The sequence below is a fragment of the Nocardia sp. NPDC058176 genome (assembly GCF_042883805.1).
Lineage (GTDB): Bacteria > Actinomycetota > Actinomycetes > Mycobacteriales > Mycobacteriaceae > Nocardia.
This window is the reverse complement of the sequence record NZ_JBHVVA010000010.1, coordinates 101,558-124,590: the sequence shown is the minus strand read 5'-3', so window position 1 is coordinate 124,590 and position 23,033 is coordinate 101,558. Positions and strand designations below refer to the sequence as shown.

The window sequence follows — 23,033 nt, the reverse complement described above, 5'->3', positions numbered from 1 at the left end:
CTCAACTCAGGCCAGCTCGAGTTCGTGGGCGATGGCCACCGGGTCGACGGCGATCGGCTTGACCTCGGGCATCCCGGCCAGGGCGTTGTCGGGGTCCTTGAGACCGTTGCCGGTCACGGTGCAGACCACGGTCAGGCCCGAATCCAGCCAGCCTTCCTTGCGGGCGGCCAGCAGTCCGGCCACGCTCGCGGCCGAGGCGGGCTCGACGAACACGCCCTCGGTGGCGGCGACCAGGCGGTAGGCGGCCAGGATCTCCTCGTCGGTGGCCGCGCGGAAGGCGCCACCGGACTGCTCCTTGGCCTCCATCGCGCCGTTCCACGACGCGGGGGCGCCGATCCGGATGGCGGTGGCGATGGTCTCGGGGTCCTTCACCGGCGCGCCGTTGACCAGCGGGGCCGCACCGGCGGCCTGCACGCCGAGCATGCGCGGCAGCACCGAGGTGATGCCGTCGGCGTAGTACTCGCGGTAGCCGCGCCAGTAGGCGGTGATGTTGCCCGCGTTGCCCACCGGCAGCACGTGCACGTCGGGCGCCTTGCCCAGGACGTCGCAGATCTCGAACGACGCGGTCTTCTGGCCCTCGATGCGCGCCGGGTTCACCGAGTTCACCAGGCCGACCTCGGGGAAGTCGGAGGTGACCTTGCGGGCCAGCTCGAGACAGTCGTCGAAGTTGCCCTCGACCTGGATGATCTTGGCGCCGAGCATGACGGCCTGGGCCAGCTTGCCCATGGCGATCTTGCCCTGCGGGATCAGCACCGCACACTCCATGCCCGCGCGGGTGGCGTAGGCGGCGGCCGAGGCCGAGGTGTTGCCGGTGGAGGCGCACAGCACGGCCTTCTGACCGCGGTATTTGGCGTCGGTCATCGCCATGGTCATGCCGCGGTCCTTGAACGAACCGGTCGGGTTGGCGCCCTCGACCTTGAGGTACACCTCGCATCCGGTGAGCTCGGACAGGTGCGTCGCGGGGACCAGCGGGGTGCCGCCCTCGAAGAGGGTGACCGGCTCCCAGTTCGCCGCGCCTTCGAGCCGATCGCGGTAGGCCGCGATCAGGCCGGGCCAGCGGGAATGCACACCGGCTTGGGGGGCGATGCCAGTGGTACTCATGATTCTTCTGTGCCTTCCAGTCTGAGGACGCTGGTCACGGAGGTGACGGAGTCCATTTCGGCCAGTGCCGCGACAGTATCGGCCAGCGACGACTCCACCGCATGGTGGGTGACGACGACGAGCCGGGCGCCGTCGCCGTGACCCTGCTGACGCACGGTGGAGATGCTCACGCCGTGCTGGGCGAACTCTCCCGCGACCGCGGCGAGCACGCCGGGGCGGTCCTCCACCTGCAGGTTCACGTGGTAGCGGGTGGGGGTGTCACCGATCGGCGCGATCGGCAGTTCAGCATAAACCGATTCGCCGGGGGCCCGGCCACCGTAGAACTTGTTACGCGCGGCCATCACCAGATCGCCGAGCACGGCCGACGCGGTCGGCGCGCCACCGGCACCCTGTCCGTAGAACATCAGGCGACCGGCGTTGTCGGCCTCGACCACGACGGCGTTGAACGCGCCGTTCACCGAGGCCAGCGGGTGCTTGCGCGGGATGAGCGCGGGGTAGACGCGCACCGAGACGCGGTCCTTGCCACCCTCGGCGGAGCTGGGCTCGCCCGGACCGGACGGGACGCGCTCGCAGATGGCGAGCAGCTTGACCGTGCAGCCGACGGCCGAGGCGGTCTCCAGGTCCTCGGCGGTGATCTTGGTGATGCCCTCGCGGTACACATCGGCCGCGGTCACCCGGGTGTGGAAGGCCAGCGAGGCCAGGATGGCGGCCTTGGCGGCGGCGTCGTAGCCCTCGACGTCGGCGGTCGGGTCGGCCTCGGCGTAACCGAGGTCGGTCGCCTCGGCGAGCACGTCGTCGTAGGCGGCGCCGGTCTCGTCCATCGCGGAGAGGATGAAGTTGGTGGTGCCGTTGACGATGCCGACGACCTTGTTCACCCGGTCACCCGAGAGCGACTGGATCAGCGGGCGCACCACCGGGATGGCACCGGCGACAGCGGCCTCGAAGTACAGGTCGGCACGGCTGCGCTCGGCGGCGGCGGCCAGTTCGCCGGTGTAGTCGGCCAGCAGCGCCTTGTTGGCGGTGACGACGGACTTGCCCGCAGTCAGCGCCGCGCCGATCAGCTCGCGGGCCGGATCGATCCCGCCCATGACCTCGACGACCAGGTCGACATCGGCACGGGCGACGAGCGCCTCGGCGTCGGTGGTGAGCAGTTCGGCGGGCAGGCCACGGTCCTTGCTCAGATCACGCACGGCGACACCGCGCAGCACCAGCGGCGCGCCGACCCGCGAGCGCAGGTCCTCGGCGTGCTCACGCAGTACCCGGACCACCTCGGTGCCCACGGTGCCCATCCCGAGCACGGCGACGCCGAGGGGTCGCCCCGCGTCACTGACTCCGTTGTTGACCGTCATTCTTCCACCTCCAGGCTGAGCAGGTCCGCCACCGTTTCCCGGCGCAGAATCAACCGCGACACACCGTCACGCACCGCGACCACGGCGGGCCGGGTGAGCTGGTTGTAGCGGCTCGACATCGAATAGCAGTACGCGCCGGTCGCCGCGACGGCGACCAGGTCACCCGGGCCCGCGTCGGCGGGCATCCAGGTATCGCGGATGACGATGTCGCCACTCTCGCAATGCTTTCCGACCACGCGCGCCACCACGGCGTGCGCGTCGGAGGACCGCGAGACCAGACGGCAATCGTAGTCGGCCTGGTACAGGGCGGGACGGATGTTGTCACTCATCCCGCCGTCCACGCTGACGTAGCGACGACGCGCGCCACCGTCGAGCTCGACGTCCTTGATGGTGCCGACCTCGTAGAGGGTGACGGTGCCGGGACCGGCGATGGCGCGACCCGGCTCGACGGCGATGGTCGGCTCGGGCAGCCCCGCGCGGGCGGCCTCGGCGGCGACCAGGCCGCGCAGCTTGGCGGCGAACTCGTCGAGCGGGGGCGGGTTGTCGCTGGGCAGGTAGGAGATGCCGAGGCCGCCGCCCAGATCCAGGGTGGAGATCTGCGCGGTGCGCTCGATGCCGAACTTGTCGATGGCCTCGCGCAGCAGGGCGAGCATGCGGCGCGCGGCGATCTCGAAGCCGTCGATCTCGAAGATCTGCGAGCCGATGTGGCTGTGCAGGCCGACCAGGCGCAGGTTGTCGGCCTCGAAGACCCGGGCCAGGGCCTCCATGGCGTCGCCACCGGCGATCGAGAAGCCGAACTTCTGGTCCTCGTGGGCGGTGGAGATGTACTCGTGGGTGTGCGCCTCGACGCCGACGGTGACCCGGACCAGCACGTCCTGGACCACGCCCGCGGCACCGGCGACGGCTTCGAGCCGCTCGATCTCGTAGAGCGAGTCGACGACCACGTGCCCGACCCCGGCCGCGACGGCCGCCTCGAGCTCGGGCACCGACTTGTTGTTGCCGTGCAGGGCGATGCGCTCGGCCGGGAAACCGGCGTGCAGCGCCACGGCCAGCTCGCCGCCGGAGCAGACGTCGAGCGAGAGGCCCTCGTCACGGATCCAGCGCGCGATCTCGCCGCACAGGAACGCCTTGGACGCGTAGTGCACGCGCGCGTTCGGCCCGAACGCGCGCACCATGTCGCGGCAGCGCGAGCGGAAATCGTCCTCGTCGATCACGAACAGCGGGGTGCCGTACTGCGCTGCCAGCTCGGTGACCGGCACGCCTGCCAGCGCGACCACGCCGTCGTCGGCGCGGGTGGCGTTGCGCGGCCACACGTGGGCGGGCAGGTCGATCATCTCGGCGGGATCGGTCGGGCGCTCGGCCAAGCTGGGCGCGTGCGGGATCTCCGCGTGCCGGGGACCGGCCGGGTGTGCACTCATTTCGGTGCGTCCTTCCTGGAAAGTCGGTGGGCGCTCACATGCGCTCCGGTGCGCTCACGCCCAGCAGGCCGAGGCCGTTGGCCAGCACCTGGCGGGTGGCCCGCACCAGTTCCAGCCGGGCCGCGTTGAGCGGGGTGACGGCGTCGTCGCCCTTGGGCAGCACGCGCATGTCGTCGTCGGACTGGAACGGGTGGTAGACCCCGGCCAGTTCCTCGAGGTAGCGGGCGATGCGGTGCGGTTCACGGGTGTCGGCGGCGGTGGCGACCACGCGCGGGAAATCACCGAGGGTGCGGATCAGATCGCCTTCGCGATCGGAGTTCAGCAGCGCGAAATCCGGTGCGACAGCGTCGAATCCGAAGGCCTTGGCGTTGTCGATGATCCGGCAGGTGCGCGCGTGCGCGTACTGCACGTAGTAGACGGGGTTCTCGCTGCTCGCCTTCGTCCACAGGTCGAGGTCGATGTCGATGCTCGAGTTCACCGACGAGCGCACCAGCACGTAGCGCGAGGCGTCGACGCCGATGGCCTCGACCAGGTCGTTGAGGGTCACCACGGTGCCGGCGCGCTTGCTCATCTTGACGGCCTTGCCGTCGCGGACCAGGTTCACCATCTGCCCGATCAGCACCTCGACGGTGTCCGGGTTGTCGCCGAAGGCGGCCGCGGCGGCCTTCAACCGGCCGATGTAGCCGTGGTGGTCGGCGCCGAGCATGTAGATGGCCAGGTCGAACCCGCGCGAGCGCTTGTTCTGGAAGTAGGCGATGTCACCGGCGATGTAGGCGGCGTTGCCGTCGCTCTTGAGGACGACGCGGTCCTTGTCGTCACCGAACTCGGTGGACGCGATCCACCAGGCGCCGTCCTTCTCGTACAGGTTGCCCGAGTTCTTCAGCTGCTCGACGGCCTGCTCGACCGCGCCGGAGGCGAACAGCGAGCTCTCGTTGAAGTACACGTCGAAGTCGGTGCCGAAATCGTGCAGATCCTGCTTGATCTGGGCGAACATCTGCTCGACGCCCTCGCGGCGGAACAGTTCGTGCCGCTGCTGTTCGGGCAGGCTCAGCACGTCGGGATGCGCGGCGACGATGCTCGCGCTGATCTCCTTGATGTACTCGCCCGCGTAACCGTCGGCGGGGGTCGGCTCGCCGAGCGCGGCCGCGACCAGGGAGTTCGCGAAGCGGTCGATCTGCGCGCCGTTGTCGTTGAAGTAGTACTCGCGGGTCACCTCGGCGCCCTCGGCGGCCAGGATGCGGCCCAGCGCGTCGCCGACCGCGGCCCAGCGGGTGCCACCGAGGTGGACCGGGCCGGTCGGGTTGGCGGAGACGAATTCCAGGTTGATCTTCGTGCCGGTCAGCGTGGAACCGGTGCCGTAGCTCTGCGCGGCGGCCAGGATCTGGGCCACGATCGCGCCCTGCGCCGAGGCGGCGAGGCGGATGTTGAGGAAGCCGGGGCCCGCGACATCGGCGGCGTCGATCCCGTCGGTGGCGGCGAGCGCCTCGGCCAGCCAGCCCGCCAGCTCACGGGGGTTGGTTCCGACCCGCTTGGCCACCTGCATGGCCACATTCGTGGCATAGTCGCCGTGTTCGGGGTTACGCGGACGCTCCACTGTGACCTGCTCCGGCAGGACCGACGAGTCCAGTCCACGGTCGACAAGCACCTTCGCCGCAGTGGCGCGAAGGAGATCTGCAAGGTCAGCTGGAGTCACGAGTCTCTATCCTATTGGCTGGGCCCCTCGCAACCACGACCGCCCGCCACGAACACCACCGATCCATACGTCGAAAGAGCACAACGAGCGATGCCGAGCAGGACAAGCGCCACATCAGCCAAGGCCGTCCGGGCCGCGGGGAAGTCGTCTCCGTCCCGCAAACCCGGCAAGGGCAAACTTCCGGGTAAGAAGCGCGAGACGCCATGGGCGCTGATCGGCGCCGGTGTCGCGATCGTCGCGCTCATCGGCCTGCTGGCCTACAGCCTGGTGCCCAAGTACCTGGACCAGGCGGCCATCAGGGAAGCCCAGACCGATCTGAAGGAATGGGTGCCGACCGCGGAGAACCAGGATCCGTCGGAGAAGATCGACGGGGTCGTCAAGCAGGAGTACCCGGCCGGTCTGCACGTGACCGCGGAGCAGCGGGTGGCCTACGACAAGACCCCCGCCTTCGGTGGTCCGCACGACGCGGCCTGGGCCAACTGCACGGGCACCGTGTACGCCAAGCCGATCCGGATGGAGAACGCGGTGCACTCGCTCGAGCACGGCGCGGTCTGGATCACCTACAACCCGGACAAGCTCGACGCGGCCGGTGTCGAGACGCTGTCGAACTACGTCAAGGGCCGTCAGTACTCGCTGATGTCGCCCTACCCGGGCCTGGACTCGCCGATCTCGCTGCAGACGTGGGGCCACCAGCTCAAGCTGGACTCCGCCGATGACGGCCGGATCAAGCAGTTCATCTCGGCCCTGCGCGAGAACCCCTACGCCTACCCCGAGGTCGGCGCGAGCTGCTCGAACCCGATCTTCGACGCGAACAACCCGCCGCCGTTCGACGGCTCGCCCTACGGCCCCGAAGCGGTGCCGATGGACGGCGAGGGCCTGACGCCGGACCAGACCGAGCTGGGCGGCGGTTCGGGCATCCCCGGCCTGCCGAACATCCCGGTGCCGGGCGGCCTGCCCGCGGGTCAGTAGTGAGCACGATCGAACCCGGCGACACCGCACCGGAGGCGGGCTCCCGTCGCCCGGCCGGGGCGGTGCTCGTCCTCGGCGCGATCGGTCTGCTGCTGCTCGGCGCGGTGGCCGGTGTGCTGCTGCGGCTGCCGCTGGACAAGACCGACGAGCCCGCGCCCGGCCCGGTCGACGTGGGCTTCAACCAGGACATGTCGGCCCATCACGCGCAGGCCGTCGACATGGCGGGCGTCGCGCTGATCGCCTCGACCGACAACGACGTGCGCAGGCTCGCCTACGACATCCTGACCACCCAGCAGAACCAGATCGGCCGGATGCAGGGCTGGTTGCAGCTGTGGGGCGAGCCCAATCAGGACGTCGACGGGTACATGGGCTGGATGACCGAACGCGGCGGGCACGGGCACGCGGGCACGGCCGACGGGCACGCGATGTCCGGACCGGTCCAGGCCATGCCCGGCATGGCCAGCCAGGAGGAGATGACCGCGCTGCGCCAGTCCACCGGCCCCGAGCTCGACACGATGTTCCTGCAGCTGATGCTGCGCCACCATCAGGGCGGTGTGCCGATGCTCGACTACGCCGCCGAGTACGCCGACACCACCGCGGTACGCACCCTGGCCGCCACCATGTCCAAGACCCAGGCCGGTGAGTCCCAGCTGATGACCACCATGCTCGCCGCCCGCGGCGCCGACCCCCTGCCGCTGAGCTGATCCGACGGTTGCCGGACCGGGTCAACCGCCCGGTCCGGCACCGTTTTTGGCCCACCGCACTCGATGCGATACGCTGTCGCTGCCCGATCGGCCACCACCGACCGGCATCTATCCCGCCCTCGTAGCTCAGGGGATAGAGCGTCTGCCTCCGGAGCAGAAGGCCGCAGGTTCGAATCCTGCCGAGGGCACAACAGTTCGAGGCCCCGTCCGCTTGGTCGGGGCCTCGTTTGTTTGCAGTCAGGTTTGATCACGCACGGTTCCACAGGTTTCGGGGCCTCGCCCCGGTGACAACAGGAGCGGGCCATGACGAATCCACCGGATTTTCCTGAGAACACGCCCTCCGGGCCGCCCGGCTATCCGCATGCCGGTGCCGGGCCGGGCGGGCCGCCGCCCGGTCAGCCGGGGCCGGATGTGTTTCCGCCACCGCAGCCGCCGAAGAAGAGCCGCACCGGGCTGTTCATCACGCTCGGGGTCGTCGCGCTGGTGGTGATCGGGGCGCTGATCACCGGCGTCGTGCTCACCATGCAGGGGCGCACGCCGCTGGCTACGGACGAGAAGAAGATCGAGGTCGCCATTCGCGACTTCTACGACACGCTCGACGCCGACGGGTTCATCGCCGCCGCGGAGCTGGCCTGCGAGGCCGATCGCAGTGAGATCGAGAATCTCAGCCCGGAGCAGCGTCAGCAGTTCGACAGCGCCTCGGTCTCGGTGGTCATCGACGAGGTCACCGACATCGTCATCACCGGTGACACCGCCAAGGCGACGGTGGTCGGCGAGCTGACCCTCACGGTCGAGGGCTCCGAGCCCAACACCGAGGACAGCACCGAAGAGCACCTGCTGAAGGAAGACGGCACCTGGAAGATCTGCTCGGCACCGGCCATGCGCCGCTGACCAAGATCGGATCACGCTGATCGCAAACCTCGGCCGCGACGCCCGCGACCGGCATCATCATGGGCGAGGCGGGCGTGGCTGAGTGGTTGAGGCAACGGTCTGCAAAGCCGTTTACGCGGGTTCAATTCCCGCCGCTCGCTCTGTGTTGGATTGCGGCTGGGTCGTGGAATGATCGGAATCATGTCACGGCCCAGACCGCTTCCCCATGACCCCATCGCCGAGGCGCACCGCCAGTGGGTGCAGCACGGCTGGGGTTCCGTCGCCGACGGGATGGCCCTGGTGACCTCGCTGGTCCGGGCGCAGCAGATCGTGATGTCGCGCGTCGACGACGCGCTCAAGCCCTCGGGACTGACCTTCTCGCGCTACGAACTCCTGCAGCTGCTCAGCTTCAGCCGGACCGGCGCCCTGCCGATGGCCAAGGCCAGCGCGCGATTACAGGTGCACCCCACCAGCGTCACCAATACCGTCGATCGGCTGGAGGCGGCCGAGCTGGTGCGGCGGGTACCGCATCCCAGTGATCGCCGCGCCACGCTCATCGAAATCACCGATGCGGGAAGGGAATCCGTCGCCGCGGCGACGAAGGCACTCAATGCCGAGGTGTTCGCGGAGCCGGGTCTGCCGCCCGAGCAGGGCAGGCAACTTCTGCAGCTCCTCGCCCAATTCCGCCACGACGCAGGCGATTTCGCTGCCGACGATGCGGAAAGCCCTGCCTTCCCACCGAATTCGTGACCATCGGAAGATTCACCAGCCGACACCGCCAGTAGATAGCCGCACTGTCCACGCGGTTCCGTCGGAATCGGACCGAGAATCGCCCCCGAATGCCGCGAACCTCGCATTACACGCGACTTCGGGTCCGACCGTCGAAATACCGGCAGAATCCCTTGGCAGGTGACCGGCGACGGGCCACGATGTAGCCCATGGTTCTGATCCTTGGAGTGTCGGCGGGCGCCGCCGGCGCGCGCGCCGTGCTGACCCATTCCGATCAGCCACACCTGTCACCGCTGGATCGGGTGCGGGTGCCGCGCCGGGCGGGCGCCCCGGTGGAGGAGCCGGTGTTGACGGCGATTCACCGGATGCGCGAGGCCGCGCTCGGCCGCGACGAGTGCGTCAGCGGTACCGCGGTCACCTGCCGCAGCGAGTTGCACGCGGAGGCAATCCGCGCGGCGGCGGGCCAGTCCGACATCGACATCGTGGACGAACCGCTGGCCCAGCTGCGCTACCTGCGATTCACCGGGCTGCTACCCGACACCGACTCGGTGATCCTCTACGACCTGGGGTGCTCCGGCCTGACGGTCACCCACGCCGACTGCCGCACCGACGCCATCCTGGCGAGCCGGCGCAGCACGGTCCTGAGCGGCGACGGCTACGACACCCTGGTGCGCTGGCGGCTGGCGCGCGGTGGCGTCGACGCCGACACCCGCACCAGTCGCGCGCACCGGGAGGCGCTGAGCGAGGCCAGGGTGGTCACCGCCACCGATACCGATACCGGCGGGCGCGCGGTGGTGACCCGCAGCGACCTGGCGGAACTGTGCGCGGCGGGCCTGCGCCATTCGGCCTCGTTCGTCCGCCAGGTGACCGAGGAGACCGGTCGGCACCCCGGCGCGTTGGTGCTGCTCGGCGGCTGTAGCCGCAGTCCGAACCTGCGCGCGGGTCTGGCCGGGCTGATCGGTTTACCGATCGTGTACGACCCCGAGCCGGACTATGTCTCGGCGCGGGGCGTGGTACTGCTCGCCACGCACCGCCCGTCAGCCCGTTTGCGGATGCCGCGCCTGCGGGTCGGCAGTGCGGCGGCGCCACGCGCGGGTCAGCAGGGGCCGGGGCGCCGAAAACTCCTCGCCGCGGTGGCGGTCACGGCGACCCTCGGCGGCACGGTGGCCGGACTGCTCGGCACCCAGGATTCGTCGGCGTGGCCCCGCGAAGGCGGCACCGCGCCGACGCCCGCGCAGCTCACCGAGGATTCGGTGAACTAGCTGTTGGTGAAGTTCGGCGTCCGCTTCTCGACGAAGGCGGCCATGCCTTCCTTCTGATCGTCGGTGGCGAACAGCGAGTGGAACACCCGGCGCTCGAACAGCAGGCCCTCGCCCAGGGTGGTCTCGAAGGAGCGGTTCACCGCCTCCTTGGCGATCATGGCCACCGGCAGCGACATCGAGGCGATGGTCGTGGCAGTCTCGAGCGCGGTGTCGAGCAGCTGGTCGGCGGGCACGATGCGCGAGACGAGTCCGGCCCGTTCGGCCTCCTCGGCGCCCATGTTGCGGCCGGTGAGGATCAGATCCATCGCCTTGGCCTTGCCGATCGCGCGGGTCAGCCGCTGCGAGCCGCCGATACCGGGGATCACGCCCAGCTTGATCTCGGGCTGACCGAACTTGGCGGTGTCGGCGGCGATCAGGATGTCGCACAGCATGGCCAGCTCACAGCCGCCGCCGAGGGCGTAGCCGGAGACGGCGGCGATGGTGGGCTTGCGGAAGCTGGCCAGGCGGTCCCAGCGGGCGAAGAAGTCGGCCAGGAACATGTCCATGTAGGACTTGGGGGCCATCTCCTTGATGTCGGCGCCGGCCGCGAAGGCCTTTTCCGACCCGGTGATGACGACGGCGCCGATCGAATCGTCACGGTCGAGCTCGTCGAGCGCGGCGATGACGTCGTCGAGGACCTGCGCGTTGAGGGCGTTGAGCGCCTTCGGCCGGTTCAGCGTGATCCAGCCGACTCCGCCCTTACCCTCGCTGCCGCCCTTGCGTTCCAGCAGAATGGTCTCGAATTCGGTCACCAGGCACCCTCTTACGCTCTTGGTCAACGGTCACGGTCGGTGTGACGATACCCAGCGGCACCGCCATCGCGGTCACGTATGCCACCATAAAGTTGGATGTCCTAGTATCGACAAGCCCGGCGGGCGCGGTGTGACGCATCACACCCGTGCTTCTACGGCACAATCAGCGCATGGGCACCGACCACTTCGTGCGGATCACTCGGCTGCGCGCGCTGATCGAGCACGAGAACACCGGCGCGGGCGAGCGGGCGACCGCCCAGCGCATGCTCGACCGTCTCCTGCGAAAGTCACTCGGCGACAAGACTTCCCAAGGATCGCCGGATCGCGTCTACGGTTCCCGGCACGACCGGCCCGGCAGGCACGCGAGCACGGCCTCGATCGTGGAGTCGGTGCGCGAGGACATCGCCTTCGCCCGCGATTTCGCGCCGTCCGGCGCACCGGGCGAGCTGACCGTGCACAGTCCGCTGGCCGCCGCGCCCGCCGAGCTGACCGTCGCGGTGAGCACGCCGTTCGCCGATCAGATCGTGGTCACCATCGAGAACATTCCGTCGGCCTGGGGCTGGGAGGCCGACGAGTTCGACCGCATCACCGCCACCAGGGACCTGCGCCGACTGGCCGACGAGCTGGCCGAGATCATCGACAGCTACAACCACGACGGCTCCGATGTGGGGCCGCGGTTCTTCCGCACCATCCGCGCCCAGCAGACCACGCTGATCCGCTGAGGCTCAGTCGGGCTGTCGCGGCTCCGACCGGGTGTTCAGGACGAGCACACCCACCGTGAGCACCACCGTGCCGACGCCGAGCACCGCGCTCGCCACCGCGGGTCCACCGTCGGTGTAATCGGCCACCAGCTGACCCACCGCGATCGCGACCGCCGTCGCCCCGCCGAGCACGAGGACGGCCTCGCGCCGGAACAGGTGGAACGCCAGGCAGAGCACGCCGATCAGCCCGGTCAGCAGCGGCCGCCACAGCGATTCGCCGAGCGTCACCGACTGCGCGCCGATCACCGCGACGATCCCGCCGATCAGATAACCGGCCCAGTCGAGGACGAGCAGCCGGGCCGCGGCCAGCGCGAACCAGACCGCACCGAAGGCCAGCAGCGCGATCCCCTGCCACGGCGAGCGCGCGACGAACACCCCCGAGGTCACCTCGACGATGCTCGCCACGCCGAACACCGCCACCACGACCATCCCCAGCAGGCTCGGCACCAGCAGATATCCGAACACCGCGACCAGCAGTCCGGCGATCGGAGCGGCCCAGTCGGGACCGCGGGTGTCGAACGCCGTGGCCACCGCGCCGGTCACCGCGCCCGCCGCCAGCGCGAGCAGCACGGCCGCGAGCCGGACGCGTCCCGCCGAGGCGATCGGCACGCGCCGGAACACCCCGCGCCACCCGTCGGCCAGGACGACCGCGCCGCCGATGGCACACCCGGCGACGACCACCAGCAGCACCACCCGCCCGGTCCGCGCGATCTCGATCCACGCGCGATCGAGGAACAGCACCAATCCGGCGGCGACCAGCCCGGCCCCGAGATAGGCGACGATCTCGGCGATCACCCGCCCCGCCGGTGCCCGCCGCGCCCGTTCCCGCTCGTCGACGGCCCGCACGATCGCCGTCCGCTGCTCGGCGCTGATCACTCCCGAGGCCACCAGCCGCTCCAACGCCGTCCCCACCCGGTACTCACGAGCCATCCGTCGAGTATGTGTGCGGGGTCCGGCCACGGCGGCGATTCCACGCGGTGCGTTGCCCTCGGATCGCCCGAGGCCACGCCGGGCTCAGCCGCCGATGACCCCCGGTGGGAGGAACATCGCGCCGAGTTGGGTCGCGATGACGCTGGTGTGGTCGACGATGCGGTCGGTGTCGACCGCGAGGGCGCCGGTGCGCCAGGCGGTGAGGAGTTCGATGAAGCCGCCGATGCCGGCCAGGGTGCTCATGCGCATGGCCGTCTCGTCGACATCGGGGCGCAGATAGGGCCAGGCGGCGGCGATGAGCAGGTCGGTGGCGTCGGTGAGCATGGTCTTGCGGCGCTGTTCCAGCACGGCGCTGCCCGCGTGATCGGCCAGCAGGATGCGGGCCCGCCCGCGCGGGTCGGTCTGCAATTCGACGGCGCGGGCGATGGCGGCGCGCAGGATCTCGAGCGGGGTGTCGCCGGTGTGCTCGGCGACGACGGCCGCCAGGTCGGCGAAGACCTCGACGCAGACCTGGTCCCAGGCCGCGGCGAGCAGTTGGTCGCGGTCGGCGAAGTTCTCGTAGAAGTAGCGATCGTTGAGACCCGCGCGCTGACAGACCCCGCGCATGGTCACCGCGGCCCAGCCGCTGTCGAGCCAGATGTCGAGGGCGGCCGTCACCAGGGCGTCGCGCCGCTGCGCTCTGCGCTCGTCGGCGGTTCGCCCGCCCCAGGTCCGGGCTGGTGCGCGCACGTCCATGGTTGACAAAGTACCCCGTCGCGCGCCTAATTGGTGTCAGGTGCGGCCAATGGTGGCAGACGCCACCAGTTGTGCGCCTCACCGGGCGAAACCGGGAGTTGCCATGCGACTGTTTCCCTTCGGCGGGCCCCGTCGAACCGACCGGGCCGATGCCGTGGTCACCGGCGCGGGCAGCGGTATCGGCCGCGCGTTCGCCGTCGAACTCGGCAGGCGCGGCGGGCGGGTGGTGTGTTCCGACATCGACGCCGAACGCGCCGAGGAGACCGTCGAGCTCATCGAGGCCGCGGGCGGCAAGGCGGTCGACGTGCGCTGCGATGTCACCGTGATCGACGAGGTCACCGAGCTGTCGGGCATCGCGCAGGACTGGTTCGGCGGCGCACCCACCCTGGTGATCAACAACGCGGGCATCGGCGCGGGCGGCCCGGTGGTCGGCGAGTTCTCACTGACGGACTGGCAGCGCACACTCGGGGTGAACCTGTGGGGCGTGATCAACGGCTGTCATGTCTTCACGCCGATCCTGCGCGCGGCGGGCCGTGGCGCGCTGGTCAATGTGGCCTCGGCGGCCGCGTTCGGCGCCGCGCCGCGGATGGCGGCCTACAACGTGAGCAAGGCGGGTGTGCTCGCGCTGTCGGAGACGATGGCGGCGGAGCTGGCCGGGACCGGTGTCGGCGTCACCGTGCTGTGCCCGACGGGCGTGAAAACCAATATCATGCAGGCGGATTCGCCGATGGACGACACCGCGGAACGGCTCGGCGGCCTGTTGCTGCGCTGGACCGGCCGCGCCCCGGCCGCGATCGCCCGCACCACCCTCGACGCCGTCGATCGCGGTGACCTCTACGTGGTCCCGCAGGTCGAGGCCAAATTGCTGTGGCAGGCCAAACGTCTGATGCCCGCCACCTACACCCGTTCGGCGGGCCTGTTGGAGCGGGTCGTGCGCTGATCCACCACGCAAGAGGAGATCGAACAATGACGTTCGCCTATCCCGATATGCTCGCCACCATTCGCGCCAGGCAGTGGGCCCTGGCCGACATCGACTGGGACGCACCGGGTGCCGAGACCATCACCGACGAGCAACGCCCGCGCCTGGCCACCTTCATGGCCGATCTGGTGTGGATCGAACACGTCGGCGCCCGCGGTTTCGCCGCCCTCGTGCGCCAGGCCCCACCCGGCGCGCTGCGTGAGATCTACAAACACTTCCACGCCGAGGAACAGAAACACGCCAATGCCGAACTCGCGCTGATGCGCCGCTGGGGCATGCTCGACGGTGACGCGATGCCCGAGCCCAACAAGAACATTCGCCTCGTCATCAGCTGGCTCGACCGCTATTCCGAGCAGCTGAGCCTGCCGGTGCTCGGCACCGTCATCCCCTCGCTGGAGACCGCGCTCGACGGCGCGCTGGTGAAGTTCTTGCTCGACGAGGTCGAGGATCCGGTGTGCCACCAGGTGTTCCGGCACATCAACAACGACGAATCCCGCCACCTCGCCGTCGGTTTCCAGGTGCTCGAGCAGCTCGGCGCCGGTCCGCTGCGCAAGATCGCCATCGAGACAGCGGGTTTCGCGGTGCGCCCCTCGTTCGTGCTCGGCGCGCTGCTCTACGCGCCGCTGCTGTCGCGGATGTCGACCAACATCATCGCCCTCGGTCTGGACGAGGAGAAGCTGTGGCAGGCGGTGCGCCGCTACGAGAACGTGGGCGAGCGCAGCCCCGACATCCGGCGGATGCCGCTCTATCACGTGGTGAAACTGCACGGTAAGGCCACCATTCACCGGCGTCAGCCGTTCCAGCTGGTCGCCGATGTGACCAATGCCTGCATCGATCGGTTCCCGATCCGGGTGCTCGGCCACCGCCCCTCCTGGGTCAAGGAACTCACCTACGACCCGGTGGCGAAATGACCGCGCCACGCCACGCCGACACCTTCACCGGTCGGCAGACACACTGCACGGCCTTCCTGCCGCGCCAGGATTTCGTGGGCGAGCGGGTCGCGATCATCGGCAGCGGTGCGGCCGCGGCGCGCCTGCTGCCCGGCATCGCCGCCGAGGCCGCGCGGGTGACGGTGTTCCAGACCGACGCGACGTGGATCGTGCCCCGCGTGCCCTTGCCCGCGGTACTGCTGCGACGAGCGCCGCAGCGTCTGGTGCGCCTGGCCGCAAGGGTCAATCTCCGTGTCCAGGTCCATGATTCGTGGCTGCGGCACCGTCTGACCCCCGACGACACCGCGGGCGTCGCGGTGCACAACAGCTACTACCGCACCCTGCGGCAACCGCACTGCACGCTGGTCACCTGGCCGATCGCGCGCCTGGCGCCGCTGGGGGTGCGCACCGTCGACGGCATCGAGCACCGGGTGGACACCATCGTCTACGCCGAGGACGCGCAGCACGTCGTCCGCACGATCACCGGTGCGGGAAACCCCCGGTACACCGACATTCCCGCCCGTATGAAGGAGACCGCATGACCATCGCCGGAATCGACCACGAGATCCTCATCGTCGGAGCCGGTTTCTCCGGCATCGGCGCGGCGATCGAGTTGCGCAAAGCCGGATTCGACGACTTCCTGATCGTCGACGAGGCCGACGGCGTGGGCGGCACCTGGCACTGGAACACCTATCCCGGTGTGGCCGTGGACATTCCGTCGTTCAGCTATCAGTTCTCCTTCGAACAGCGCACCGACTGGTCGCGGGTGTACGCGCCGGGCCGCGAACTCAAGGCCTACGCCGAATCCTGTGTGGACAAGTACGAATTGCGCTCCCGCATCCGCTTCGGCACCACCGTCCTCGCCGCCGATTTCGACTCCGACGGCGAGCGCTGGGTGTTGCGGACCGCCGACGGCGCGGAACTGTCGGCGCGCTTCGTGATCAGCGCGACCGGTGTGCTCACCCGCCCCAAGCTGCCCGAGATCGCGGGGATCGAGGAGTTCGCCGGGATCACCATGCACACCTCGCGCTGGGATCACCGCCAGGATCTGCGGGGCAAGCGGGTGGCGATCATCGGCACCGGCGCCTCGGCGGTGCAGGTGATTCCGGAGATCGCCCCCGAGGTGGAGCAGTTGACGGTTTTCCAGCGCACGCCGATCTGGTGCCTGCCCCGCCCCGACATGCCACTGCCCGCCGCCGCCCGGCTCGCGCTGAAAGTCCCTGGCGGGCGCACACTCACCCGCCTGATCAGCCAGACCTACGTCGAATTCACCTTCCCGCTGGCCGCGCATTACTACACCTCGCTGCCCACCGCGGCGATCGGCGAACGCGCGGGCCTGGCACATCTGAAGCGACAGGTGAAGGACCCGGCGACGCGAGCCGCCCTCACCCCGCAATACGCCCTCGGCTGTAAGCGGCCGAGTTTCTCCAACGATTACCTGGCGACTTTCAACCGGTCGAATGTCACCTTGGAGACCGATCCGATCGCCGAGGTGACCCCCACCGGCGTGCGCACCGCGTCCGGGATCGAGCACGCGGCCGATGTCCTGATCCTGGCCACCGGATTCAAGGTGATGGAATCGGGGAACATGCCGACCTATGACCTGCACGGCGTGGGTGGCCGTGATCTGGAGAAATGGTGGGACGAGAACAGATTGCAGGCCTATGAGGGCGTGAGCGTGCCGGGCTTTCCCAACTATTTCTCCATCATCGGGCCCTATGGCTACAACGGCGCGTCGTATTTCACGCTGATCGAGAATCAGACCCGCCATATCCTGCGCTGCCTGCGGCACGCGCGTTCCGTGGGCGCGGGCCGGGTCGAGGTCACCGGGGAGGCGAACGACCGATTCTTCCGGGAGATGCTGGCCCGGCGCGGCGGACAGGTGTTCTGGCAGGACAGTTGCGCGGTGGCCAACAGTTACTACTTCGACCAGCACGGGGATGTTCCGCTGCGACCGTCCTCGACGGTGGAATCGGCATGGCGCAGTGGCCACTTCGACCTCGACGACTACGAGTTCACCACCACGAACCGACCGGCCGAGGTATCGCGATCACGGTAGGTTCACTGTTCGTGTATCCAGCGCAGCCGCACCACCCGCCCGCTGTTCCCGTCGCGATCACGGCATCGGACGGGATCGCCCTGAAATACCGGCGGGCGATGATGATGGCCGAGTTCGCCCCCGGCTTCGTGGTGGAACTGCGCACGGGCGTGAATCAATTCCAGCTGGCGCCGGGCCACTATCGGGTTCAGCTGTGGTCGCAGTACGCCCTGTGGCGAGTCGGCCACGCCACGCTCGACATCGACACCACCCGCGGGCCGGTGCACTTCCATTACGCCTCACCCCACACGCTCTACAGCAGCGGGGCCGCCGGCTTCACACCGCAGGAACGACCGGGAAAGAACATCCAGTTCCTGGTCTTCGCCGTCGCGCTGCTCGTGCCGCTGCTCGTCGTGCTCGCCGCCCTCGTGTTGTGAATCCACGGCGCGTCCTGCGAACAGGTCCCTACCGGATCGACGCGTGTGACAATCGCCGGGAGCACTCGTCGGCGATGGGACGCACAGTATGGATCTGACCGGCCTCGACATCATCGATGCGCATATCCACCAGTGGGACCCGCACGCGACACCGCGGGAATTCAGCACCATGGCCAAGTTGATGCGCTACATCCCGCTGCCGGTGGATGTCGTGGCGAAACTGGCGCCGCGGCGCGACCGGCAATTCGTCGGCGACCCGACCGCGTATCTGAACCCGTATCTGCCCGCGGATTACCGTTCGGATCTCGGCACTACGCCGGTGTCGTCGATCGTGCACGTCGAGGTGGAGTGGGCGGGGTCGAAAGCCGACGAGACGCGCTGGGTGGCGAGTTTGCCGTTCGGCGTCGACACCCCCGCGCTGGCCGCGATCCTCGGCTCGGCCGATCCCGCCGCCGCCGACTTCGCCGCGGTCCTGGACGCGCACCAATCCGCCTCGCCACTGTTCCGCGGGATCAGGACGATGGTCGCCCACCATCCGGACCCGGACATCAAGTCCTTCGCCGCGCACGACGGCGCCCTCACCGCACCCGCCTTCCTCACCGGTTTCGGGCAGCTGGCCGAGCGCGGGCTCTCGTTCGAGGCGTGGGTCTACTCGGGGCAGCTGCCCGAGGTGACGGCACTGGCCGAACGGTACCCCGAGGTGCCGATCGTGCTCGACCACCTCGGCACCCCGGCGGGCCTGTTCGGGCAGGACACCGGCCGCACCGCCGCGCAGCGCCGCGGCCTGTTCGAGCGCTGGTGCGACGACCTCACCGACCTGGCCGCGCAGCCGAATGTGGTGGCGAAGGTGAGCGGGCTGATGATGCCGGTCCTCGGGCATCCGGTCCCCCGGCGCGGCACGACGACACCGGTGTCGACCCTGGTCGACCGGGTTGGCCCACTGCTGGGGCACGCGCTGACGGTGTTCGGCGCCGACCGGCTGATCTGGGGCTCGAACTTCCCGGTCGACAAGCCGATCACCAGCCTCACGGGCGCGGTCGAGACCGTCGCCACCGGGCTCACCGACGCGGGTGCCACACCCGATGACCTGCGGAAGGTGTTCGGCGGCAATGCCGTCCGGGTCTACCGGATCGACACCGAGTGAGGTCACCGAAGATTGTCGGTGGCCTGGCTTAGCATCGCCGCATGAAGGCAACCGGCACGTTCGAGATCATCGCGTTCGACCCCACCGATCTGACACCGCGACCGCCCATCGTCACCGGGCTGCCGGTCGGCGTCTCGACGATGACCAAGTCCTACGCGGGCGAGATCGAGGGGCAGTCCGCCACGCTGTTCACCGCCGCGTTCGACATCGACTCCGGCGCGGGCACCTACATCGCGATGGAGTCCTTCGAGGGCGCGCTCAACGGCACGGCGGGCGCGTTCAACTTCGTACACTCGGCCACCACGGGCGGCACCGATCGCACCGACGAGTTCTTCCACATCGCGCCCGCCAGCGGCACCGGCGGACTCACCGGGATCACCGGCACGGGGGCGCTGTGGGTGGACGAGCGCGGCAAGCACCACATCTGGTTCGAATACGAGCTGGGCTGAGGTCAGCTGTCGAATTCGGGGTAAAGCGAACGTAATTCGCGCAGGCCGGTGGACGCGGTCTGCTCGTCCTCGGACGACATGCGCAGGGCGCGGCGCAGCGGGATCGCGTCGAGATCCTCGATTACGGGATGGAATTCGATGCGGGGCAGGTCGGGCAGGACCAGCTCGTCGCCGTAGTGGTCATCGGATTCGACGGCGCGCGTGGACTTCTCGACGCCGCCGATGAGAGTGTCGAGGTCGAGGCCGCGCAGGGTGAGGATCTCGCTGGGCTGTTCGTCCAGGCGCTCGGCGAGCAGGTAGCAGACCGCGGCGACGTGTTTGCACGGCCAGCCCATGTCCGGGCAACTGCAGGAGAAGTCGAGTTCGGCGGCGGTGGTCGGCAGCAGGTGCGGGCCGAGGGCGGGCGGTAGCGCACCGGAGGCGATCTCGGCGAGCATGCCGGGCGCGGACCTGATCTCGGCGAGCAGGAGCTCGATCTCCTCATCACGCAGCGGCCGCACGGCCAGCACCGAGGTGAACGGACTCGGCTGACTGCCCTGCACCTCGGCGGTGACCGCGCCGCGCTCGATCCGGTAGTTCACCACCTGGCCGACCCTGGCGTAGGTGCGGCCACGGGAGAGCCTGCCCGCGTCGGCGACCTTCTCCACCGCGTCCAGCAGCGACTTGCCCCACCAGGTCCGGCCGAAACCGCCGCGGGCCCGCGCGCCGCCGGTGACCGGTCTGCGCGGTCCGAACTGACTGAAATCGGCCATCTACTCCCCCACCGCCTCGGCGCCGAGGGTGAACAGTTCGCGCAGTTCGTCGGTGCTCAGTTCGGTGATCCAGTTCTCCCCGGTACCGACCGCCAGTTCGGCCAATTGCTTCTTCCCGCTGATCATCTCGTCGATCCGCTCTTCGATGGTGTCGACACAGACCAGCTTGCGGACCTGCACCGCGCGCTGCTGACCGATCCGGAACGCCCGGTCGGTGGCCTGGTTCTCGACCGCCGGATTCCACCAGCGGTCCAGGTGGATCACGTGATTGGCGGCAGTGAGGTTGAGGCCGGTGCCGCCCGCCTTGAGCGAGAGCAGCATCAGCGGCGGACCGTCGTCGCGCTGGAAACCGGTCACCATGTCGTCGCGGCGCTGTTTGGCTACGCCACCGTGCAGGAACGGGACGGGACCGCCGAAGCGTTCGGTGAGATACGGCAGGACGAGGTCGCCGAATTCGCGGAACTGGGTGAACAGCAGGGCCTTCTCGCCGTCGGCGATCACGGCGTCGAGGACGTCCTCGACCAGGGCCAGCTTGCCGGAACGGTGGCTACCACGGCGCAGCAGTGGGGAGCCGTCGCCCAGGTAGTGGGCGGGATGGTTGCAGACCTGCTTGAGCCTGGTCAGCGCGCCGAGTACCGCACCCTTGCGTGCCATGCCCTTGGCGTCTTTGAGCTTCTCCAGCATGTCGTCGACGACGGCCTGATAGAGGGCGGCCTGTTCGACGGTGAGGTTGGCCCGCACCGTCATCTCCAGCTTCTCGGGGAGATCGCTGATCACCGTCGGATCGGTCTTGAGCCTGCGCAGCACGAACGGGTCGGTGATCAGGCGCAACCGGTCGATGGCGTGCTGATCGCGTTCGCGCTCGATCGGGACGGCGAAGCGGGCGCGGAACGATTGCGGGCTGCCGAGGAGTTTGGGCATGGCGAAATCGAACAGGGCGCGCAGTTCTTCCAGGCGGTTCTCGACCGGAGTTCCGGTGAGCGCCAGTCGATGCCGGGCGGGCAGTGCTCTGGCCGCGCGTGCCTGTCTGGTGGCAGCGTTCTTGATGTGCTGTGCCTCGTCGAGGACGACGCGTTCCCACTGCTGTTCGCTGAGCAGGGCCGCATCGCGGGCGAGCAGGGCGTAGGTGGTGACGACCAGGTCCGAATCACGCACTGCCCCGGCGAATTTCGCGCCTTTGAGCCGATCGGCACCGTGATGCACCAGGACCCGCAGGTCGGGCGTGAACCGTTGCGCCTCGCGCTGCCAGTTGCCGACCACCGACATCGGGCACACCAGCAGCGTGGGGCCGACCCGCACAGCCGGGACGTCGAACTCGGCCGCCGAGGACTGGACCGGTGCCGAGTCGGCCGCTCGCCGGATGTCGTCCGCGACGGCCTCGCGCTCATGGACCAGTAGTGCGAGCACCTGCACCGTCTTGCCGAGGCCCATGTCGTCGGCCAGGATCGCGCCGCAGTTCAACCGGCTCATGGTGGCCAGCCAGCTCAGCCCGCGCTCCTGGTAGGGGCGCAGCTGAGCCTTCAGGCCGACCGGGACCGGGACCGGCTCGGGTTCGACCTCCCTGGCGAACAGTTCGGCCGCCCAGCCCTCGGCGGTGACCTCGGTGACCGGGACATCGTCGACGCGTTCGGCGGCCAGTTCGCCGATCATGTCGGCCAGGGTGAGCGGGGTGTCGTCGGCGTGCTGGGCGACGTAGCGGGCGGCGGCGGCCAGTGCGCGATGGTCGGCCTGGACCCACTCCCCGCGCAGCTGCACCAGATCCGACTTGCTGCGGATCAGCCGCTCCATCTCGGCCTGGGTGAGCACCAGATCGCCGAGCGCCAGTTCCCACCGGTAGGACAGCAAGCCGCCGAGGCCCACGGTGGATTCGGCGGCCGCGGGACTGCTCACCCGCAGCCGCATGCTGGGTTCGACGATGTTCCAGGCGCGCGGGAGCAACAGCCGGATTCCGTCCTCCCGCAACGCATTCGCACCGTGCGCGACCAGGTCGGCGACGACGGCGGTCGGCAGCAGCAGATCGAGGCCGCGCGGGTCGGTGGGCAGGTCACGCAGGCGGGGATACGCCTTTCTGGCCTGGCCGAGCTTCTCCGCGGCGGTGCGGACGATGACCGGATCGTCATCGAGGGCAACGGGTTTGGGTGCGTCGTCGACCGGACGCAGGCACACCTGCAGGCGCCACAGCGCGACCGTCTCGTCGAGCGAACCGAATTCGCCGTCGGGTTCGCACAGGCGAAGGACGAGTTCGGGCTCGTCGGCGGCGTACCCGTCACGCCACTGCGACAACGTCTCGGCCAGGCGGTAGGAGCCCGCGTCGAGCGGGGTGTCGCCGACCAGGGCGGCCAGCAGCGGGTGGGTCATCGTGCGGTGGGCGAGGTATTCGCGGGCGATCGGGTCGGTGAGTTCGGTGACCAGGTCGTCGAGCACGGCGGCGGGCGATCCGGCCACCCGCAGCGCGGCGGGCATGGCCGCGGCCAGCTCCGCCAGCCAGGCGCGCTGACGTTGCCCGCCGACCAGGCGCCAGCGCACCCACCACTGGCCGTCGGCGCGCTCGACCTGCGGGACGACCCGCCCGGCGCGCACCCACCGTTCGATGCCGCGCGCGGTGTGGGCGAGGAAGCGCAGATCGCCGGAGACGTTCTCCCGGGGCAGCCTGCTGCGCAGCACGACAGCCGCCGTGGGCGGCGCGAGCGCGTGCGCGCGGACCTCGGCGGTCTCGGGCCGCCCTGCGGCATCGACGACGAGCACCTCGGCGCGGTGGCGGAATCTGGCGCGTTCCAGGATGTCGCCGAGCACCGAGCCGACCGCGACCGGCTCGCCGTCGTGCCACAGCAGCAGGCCCGAGCCGGGGGACCACAGACCGTGCAGCATGGACCCATCCAAGCAGGCGGCACCGACACCGATCGTCGGCACCCGTACCCCTGGATTTCTGGCCCGCCACGGAACATACTGGGATATCCCCTGGTCACGGCCGGGCCATCACCCGGCGACAACTC

Annotated in this window: 22 protein-coding genes and 2 tRNA genes; 15 read left to right on the top strand and 9 right to left on the bottom strand. The window is 69.5% G+C overall.

The annotated features are described in order from the left end of the window. Window positions 1-6: 6 nt before the first annotated feature. From thrC to argS, 4 genes are read right to left on the bottom strand one after another with little or no spacing between them, the layout of a single operon-like run. A complete protein-coding gene (thrC, locus tag ACFVVM_RS32265) occupies window positions 7-1,101 on the bottom strand; it encodes a threonine synthase (protein ID WP_387626059.1) in 1,095 nt (364 codons plus the stop codon). Further along, complete coding sequence (locus tag ACFVVM_RS32260) at window positions 1,098-2,450, bottom strand: homoserine dehydrogenase (protein ID WP_387626057.1); 1,353 nt, start codon at window positions 2,448-2,450, stop codon at window positions 1,098-1,100. The genes thrC and ACFVVM_RS32260 overlap by 4 nt, the downstream gene beginning before the upstream one ends. Further along, entirely contained in the window at window positions 2,447-3,868 is a 1,422-nt protein-coding gene (gene lysA / locus ACFVVM_RS32255; protein ID WP_387626055.1) for a diaminopimelate decarboxylase, read from the bottom strand. Before lysA ends, ACFVVM_RS32260 begins: the two co-directional genes overlap by 4 nt. A gap of 34 nt (window positions 3,869-3,902) precedes the next feature. Beyond that, entirely contained in the window at window positions 3,903-5,561 is a 1,659-nt protein-coding gene (argS, locus tag ACFVVM_RS32250) for an arginine--tRNA ligase (protein WP_387626053.1), read from the bottom strand. Between the two features lie 90 nt (window positions 5,562-5,651). On the opposite strand from argS, the gene ACFVVM_RS32245 reads away from it, so the two are divergent. The 7 genes from ACFVVM_RS32245 (at window position 5,652) to ACFVVM_RS32215 (ending at window position 10,095) form a co-directional block, all read left to right on the top strand. Next, window positions 5,652-6,530 (top strand): DUF3105 domain-containing protein, encoded by an 879-nt coding sequence (locus ACFVVM_RS32245; protein ID WP_387626051.1) that lies wholly within the window; start codon window positions 5,652-5,654, stop codon window positions 6,528-6,530. Next, on the top strand, window positions 6,530-7,234 hold the full coding sequence (locus ACFVVM_RS32240; RefSeq protein WP_387626049.1) for a DUF305 domain-containing protein: 705 nt from the start codon (window positions 6,530-6,532) through the stop codon (window positions 7,232-7,234). The genes ACFVVM_RS32245 and ACFVVM_RS32240 overlap by 1 nt, the downstream gene beginning before the upstream one ends. Before the next feature lie 115 nt (window positions 7,235-7,349). Continuing rightward, window positions 7,350-7,422: transfer RNA gene (locus ACFVVM_RS32235), tRNA-Arg, on the top strand. A gap of 115 nt (window positions 7,423-7,537) precedes the next feature. Continuing rightward, window positions 7,538-8,125, top strand: coding sequence for a hypothetical protein (locus ACFVVM_RS32230; protein WP_387626047.1), 588 nt, complete (start codon window positions 7,538-7,540; stop codon window positions 8,123-8,125). Window positions 8,126-8,193: 68 nt separating this feature from the next. Beyond that, a tRNA-Cys gene (locus tag ACFVVM_RS32225) sits at window positions 8,194-8,265 on the top strand. Window positions 8,266-8,305: 40 nt separating this feature from the next. Continuing rightward, window positions 8,306-8,854, top strand: coding sequence for a MarR family winged helix-turn-helix transcriptional regulator (locus tag ACFVVM_RS32220; RefSeq protein ID WP_387626045.1), 549 nt, complete (start codon window positions 8,306-8,308; stop codon window positions 8,852-8,854). Window positions 8,855-9,042: 188 nt separating this feature from the next. Continuing rightward, complete coding sequence (locus ACFVVM_RS32215; protein ID WP_387626043.1) at window positions 9,043-10,095, top strand: hypothetical protein; 1,053 nt, start codon at window positions 9,043-9,045, stop codon at window positions 10,093-10,095. Here ACFVVM_RS32215 and ACFVVM_RS32210 read toward each other — a convergent pair. Continuing rightward, the gene (locus tag ACFVVM_RS32210) at window positions 10,092-10,886 is read right to left on the bottom strand and encodes an enoyl-CoA hydratase (protein ID WP_387626041.1); all 795 of its coding nucleotides are present in this window, start codon (window positions 10,884-10,886) and stop codon (window positions 10,092-10,094) included. The two genes, ACFVVM_RS32215 and ACFVVM_RS32210, sit on opposite strands and share 4 nt — an antisense overlap. Window positions 10,887-11,056: 170 nt before the next feature. Here ACFVVM_RS32210 and ACFVVM_RS32205 point away from each other — a divergent pair, with 170 nt between their 5' ends. After that, window positions 11,057-11,608: a hypothetical protein gene (locus tag ACFVVM_RS32205; RefSeq protein WP_387626039.1), complete on the top strand. Its 552-nt coding sequence runs from the start codon at window positions 11,057-11,059 to the stop codon at window positions 11,606-11,608. A 3-nt stretch (window positions 11,609-11,611) separates the two neighbouring features. On the opposite strand, the gene ACFVVM_RS32200 is transcribed toward ACFVVM_RS32205, so the two are convergent. Then, window positions 11,612-12,577 carry a DUF2157 domain-containing protein gene (locus ACFVVM_RS32200; protein WP_387626037.1) on the bottom strand — a complete coding sequence of 322 codons (966 nt, stop codon included), beginning with the start codon at window positions 12,575-12,577 and terminating at the stop codon, window positions 11,612-11,614. A gap of 84 nt (window positions 12,578-12,661) precedes the next feature. After that, window positions 12,662-13,306, bottom strand: coding sequence for a TetR/AcrR family transcriptional regulator (locus ACFVVM_RS32195; RefSeq protein WP_387626098.1), 645 nt, complete (start codon window positions 13,304-13,306; stop codon window positions 12,662-12,664). 109 nt (window positions 13,307-13,415) lie between these two features. On the opposite strand from ACFVVM_RS32195, the gene ACFVVM_RS32190 reads away from it, so the two are divergent. The 7 genes from ACFVVM_RS32190 to ACFVVM_RS32160 all read left to right on the top strand — a co-directional run bounded on the left by ACFVVM_RS32190 (window position 13,416) and on the right by ACFVVM_RS32160 (window position 19,288). Further along, window positions 13,416-14,252, top strand: coding sequence for an SDR family NAD(P)-dependent oxidoreductase (locus ACFVVM_RS32190; RefSeq protein WP_387626035.1), 837 nt, complete (start codon window positions 13,416-13,418; stop codon window positions 14,250-14,252). A gap of 26 nt (window positions 14,253-14,278) precedes the next feature. Then, window positions 14,279-15,202, top strand: a complete 924-nt coding sequence (locus ACFVVM_RS32185) for a ferritin-like domain-containing protein (protein ID WP_387626033.1) — start codon at window positions 14,279-14,281, stop codon at window positions 15,200-15,202. Continuing rightward, on the top strand, window positions 15,199-15,762 hold the full coding sequence (locus ACFVVM_RS32180; RefSeq protein ID WP_387626031.1) for an NAD(P)/FAD-dependent oxidoreductase: 564 nt from the start codon (window positions 15,199-15,201) through the stop codon (window positions 15,760-15,762). Before ACFVVM_RS32185 ends, ACFVVM_RS32180 begins: the two co-directional genes overlap by 4 nt. Continuing rightward, on the top strand, window positions 15,759-17,279 hold the full coding sequence (locus ACFVVM_RS32175; RefSeq protein ID WP_387626029.1) for a flavin-containing monooxygenase: 1,521 nt from the start codon (window positions 15,759-15,761) through the stop codon (window positions 17,277-17,279). Before ACFVVM_RS32180 ends, ACFVVM_RS32175 begins: the two co-directional genes overlap by 4 nt. An 11-nt stretch (window positions 17,280-17,290) precedes the next feature. Then, complete coding sequence (locus ACFVVM_RS32170) at window positions 17,291-17,695, top strand: hypothetical protein (protein ID WP_387626027.1); 405 nt, start codon at window positions 17,291-17,293, stop codon at window positions 17,693-17,695. An 88-nt stretch (window positions 17,696-17,783) separates the two neighbouring features. Then, entirely contained in the window at window positions 17,784-18,839 is a 1,056-nt protein-coding gene (locus ACFVVM_RS32165) for an amidohydrolase family protein (protein ID WP_387626025.1), read from the top strand. Window positions 18,840-18,880: 41 nt separating this feature from the next. Further along, the gene (locus ACFVVM_RS32160; protein WP_387626023.1) at window positions 18,881-19,288 is read left to right on the top strand and encodes a DUF3224 domain-containing protein; all 408 of its coding nucleotides are present in this window, start codon (window positions 18,881-18,883) and stop codon (window positions 19,286-19,288) included. A 2-nt stretch (window positions 19,289-19,290) separates the two neighbouring features. On the opposite strand, the gene ACFVVM_RS32155 is transcribed toward ACFVVM_RS32160, so the two are convergent. Then, a complete protein-coding gene (locus ACFVVM_RS32155; protein ID WP_387626021.1) occupies window positions 19,291-20,040 on the bottom strand; it encodes an SWIM zinc finger family protein in 750 nt (249 codons plus the stop codon). Beyond that, window positions 20,041-22,908, bottom strand: a complete 2,868-nt coding sequence (locus ACFVVM_RS32150; RefSeq protein ID WP_387626019.1) for a DEAD/DEAH box helicase — start codon at window positions 22,906-22,908, stop codon at window positions 20,041-20,043. It abuts the gene before it with no gap. Window positions 22,909-23,033 lie beyond the last annotated feature (125 nt).

Bases quoted from the DNA above. Each gene is read 5' to 3' on its own strand.
- ACFVVM_RS32190 (WP_387626035.1), top strand. From the start codon at position 13,416: ATGCGACTGTTTCCCTTCGGCGGGCCCCGTCGAACCGACCGGGCCGAT.
- thrC (WP_387626059.1), bottom strand. From the start codon at position 1,101: ATGAGTACCACTGGCATCGCCCCCCAAGCCGGTGTGCATTCCCGCTGG.
- ACFVVM_RS32185 (WP_387626033.1), top strand. From the start codon at position 14,279: ATGACGTTCGCCTATCCCGATATGCTCGCCACCATTCGCGCCAGGCAG.
- ACFVVM_RS32150 (WP_387626019.1), bottom strand. From the start codon at position 22,908: ATGCTGCACGGTCTGTGGTCCCCCGGCTCGGGCCTGCTGCTGTGGCAC.
- ACFVVM_RS32155 (WP_387626021.1), bottom strand. From the start codon at position 20,040: ATGGCCGATTTCAGTCAGTTCGGACCGCGCAGACCGGTCACCGGCGGC.
- lysA (WP_387626055.1), bottom strand. From the start codon at position 3,868: ATGAGTGCACACCCGGCCGGTCCCCGGCACGCGGAGATCCCGCACGCG.
- ACFVVM_RS32200 (WP_387626037.1), bottom strand. From the start codon at position 12,577: ATGGCTCGTGAGTACCGGGTGGGGACGGCGTTGGAGCGGCTGGTGGCC.
- ACFVVM_RS32175 (WP_387626029.1), top strand. From the start codon at position 15,759: ATGACCATCGCCGGAATCGACCACGAGATCCTCATCGTCGGAGCCGGT.
- ACFVVM_RS32220 (WP_387626045.1), top strand. From the start codon at position 8,306: ATGTCACGGCCCAGACCGCTTCCCCATGACCCCATCGCCGAGGCGCAC.
- ACFVVM_RS32205 (WP_387626039.1), top strand. From the start codon at position 11,057: ATGGGCACCGACCACTTCGTGCGGATCACTCGGCTGCGCGCGCTGATC.
- ACFVVM_RS32245 (WP_387626051.1), top strand. From the start codon at position 5,652: ATGCCGAGCAGGACAAGCGCCACATCAGCCAAGGCCGTCCGGGCCGCG.
- ACFVVM_RS32215 (WP_387626043.1), top strand. From the start codon at position 9,043: ATGGTTCTGATCCTTGGAGTGTCGGCGGGCGCCGCCGGCGCGCGCGCC.
- ACFVVM_RS32180 (WP_387626031.1), top strand. From the start codon at position 15,199: ATGACCGCGCCACGCCACGCCGACACCTTCACCGGTCGGCAGACACAC.
- ACFVVM_RS32230 (WP_387626047.1), top strand. From the start codon at position 7,538: ATGACGAATCCACCGGATTTTCCTGAGAACACGCCCTCCGGGCCGCCC.
- ACFVVM_RS32160 (WP_387626023.1), top strand. From the start codon at position 18,881: ATGAAGGCAACCGGCACGTTCGAGATCATCGCGTTCGACCCCACCGAT.
- ACFVVM_RS32165 (WP_387626025.1), top strand. From the start codon at position 17,784: ATGGATCTGACCGGCCTCGACATCATCGATGCGCATATCCACCAGTGG.
- ACFVVM_RS32260 (WP_387626057.1), bottom strand. From the start codon at position 2,450: ATGACGGTCAACAACGGAGTCAGTGACGCGGGGCGACCCCTCGGCGTC.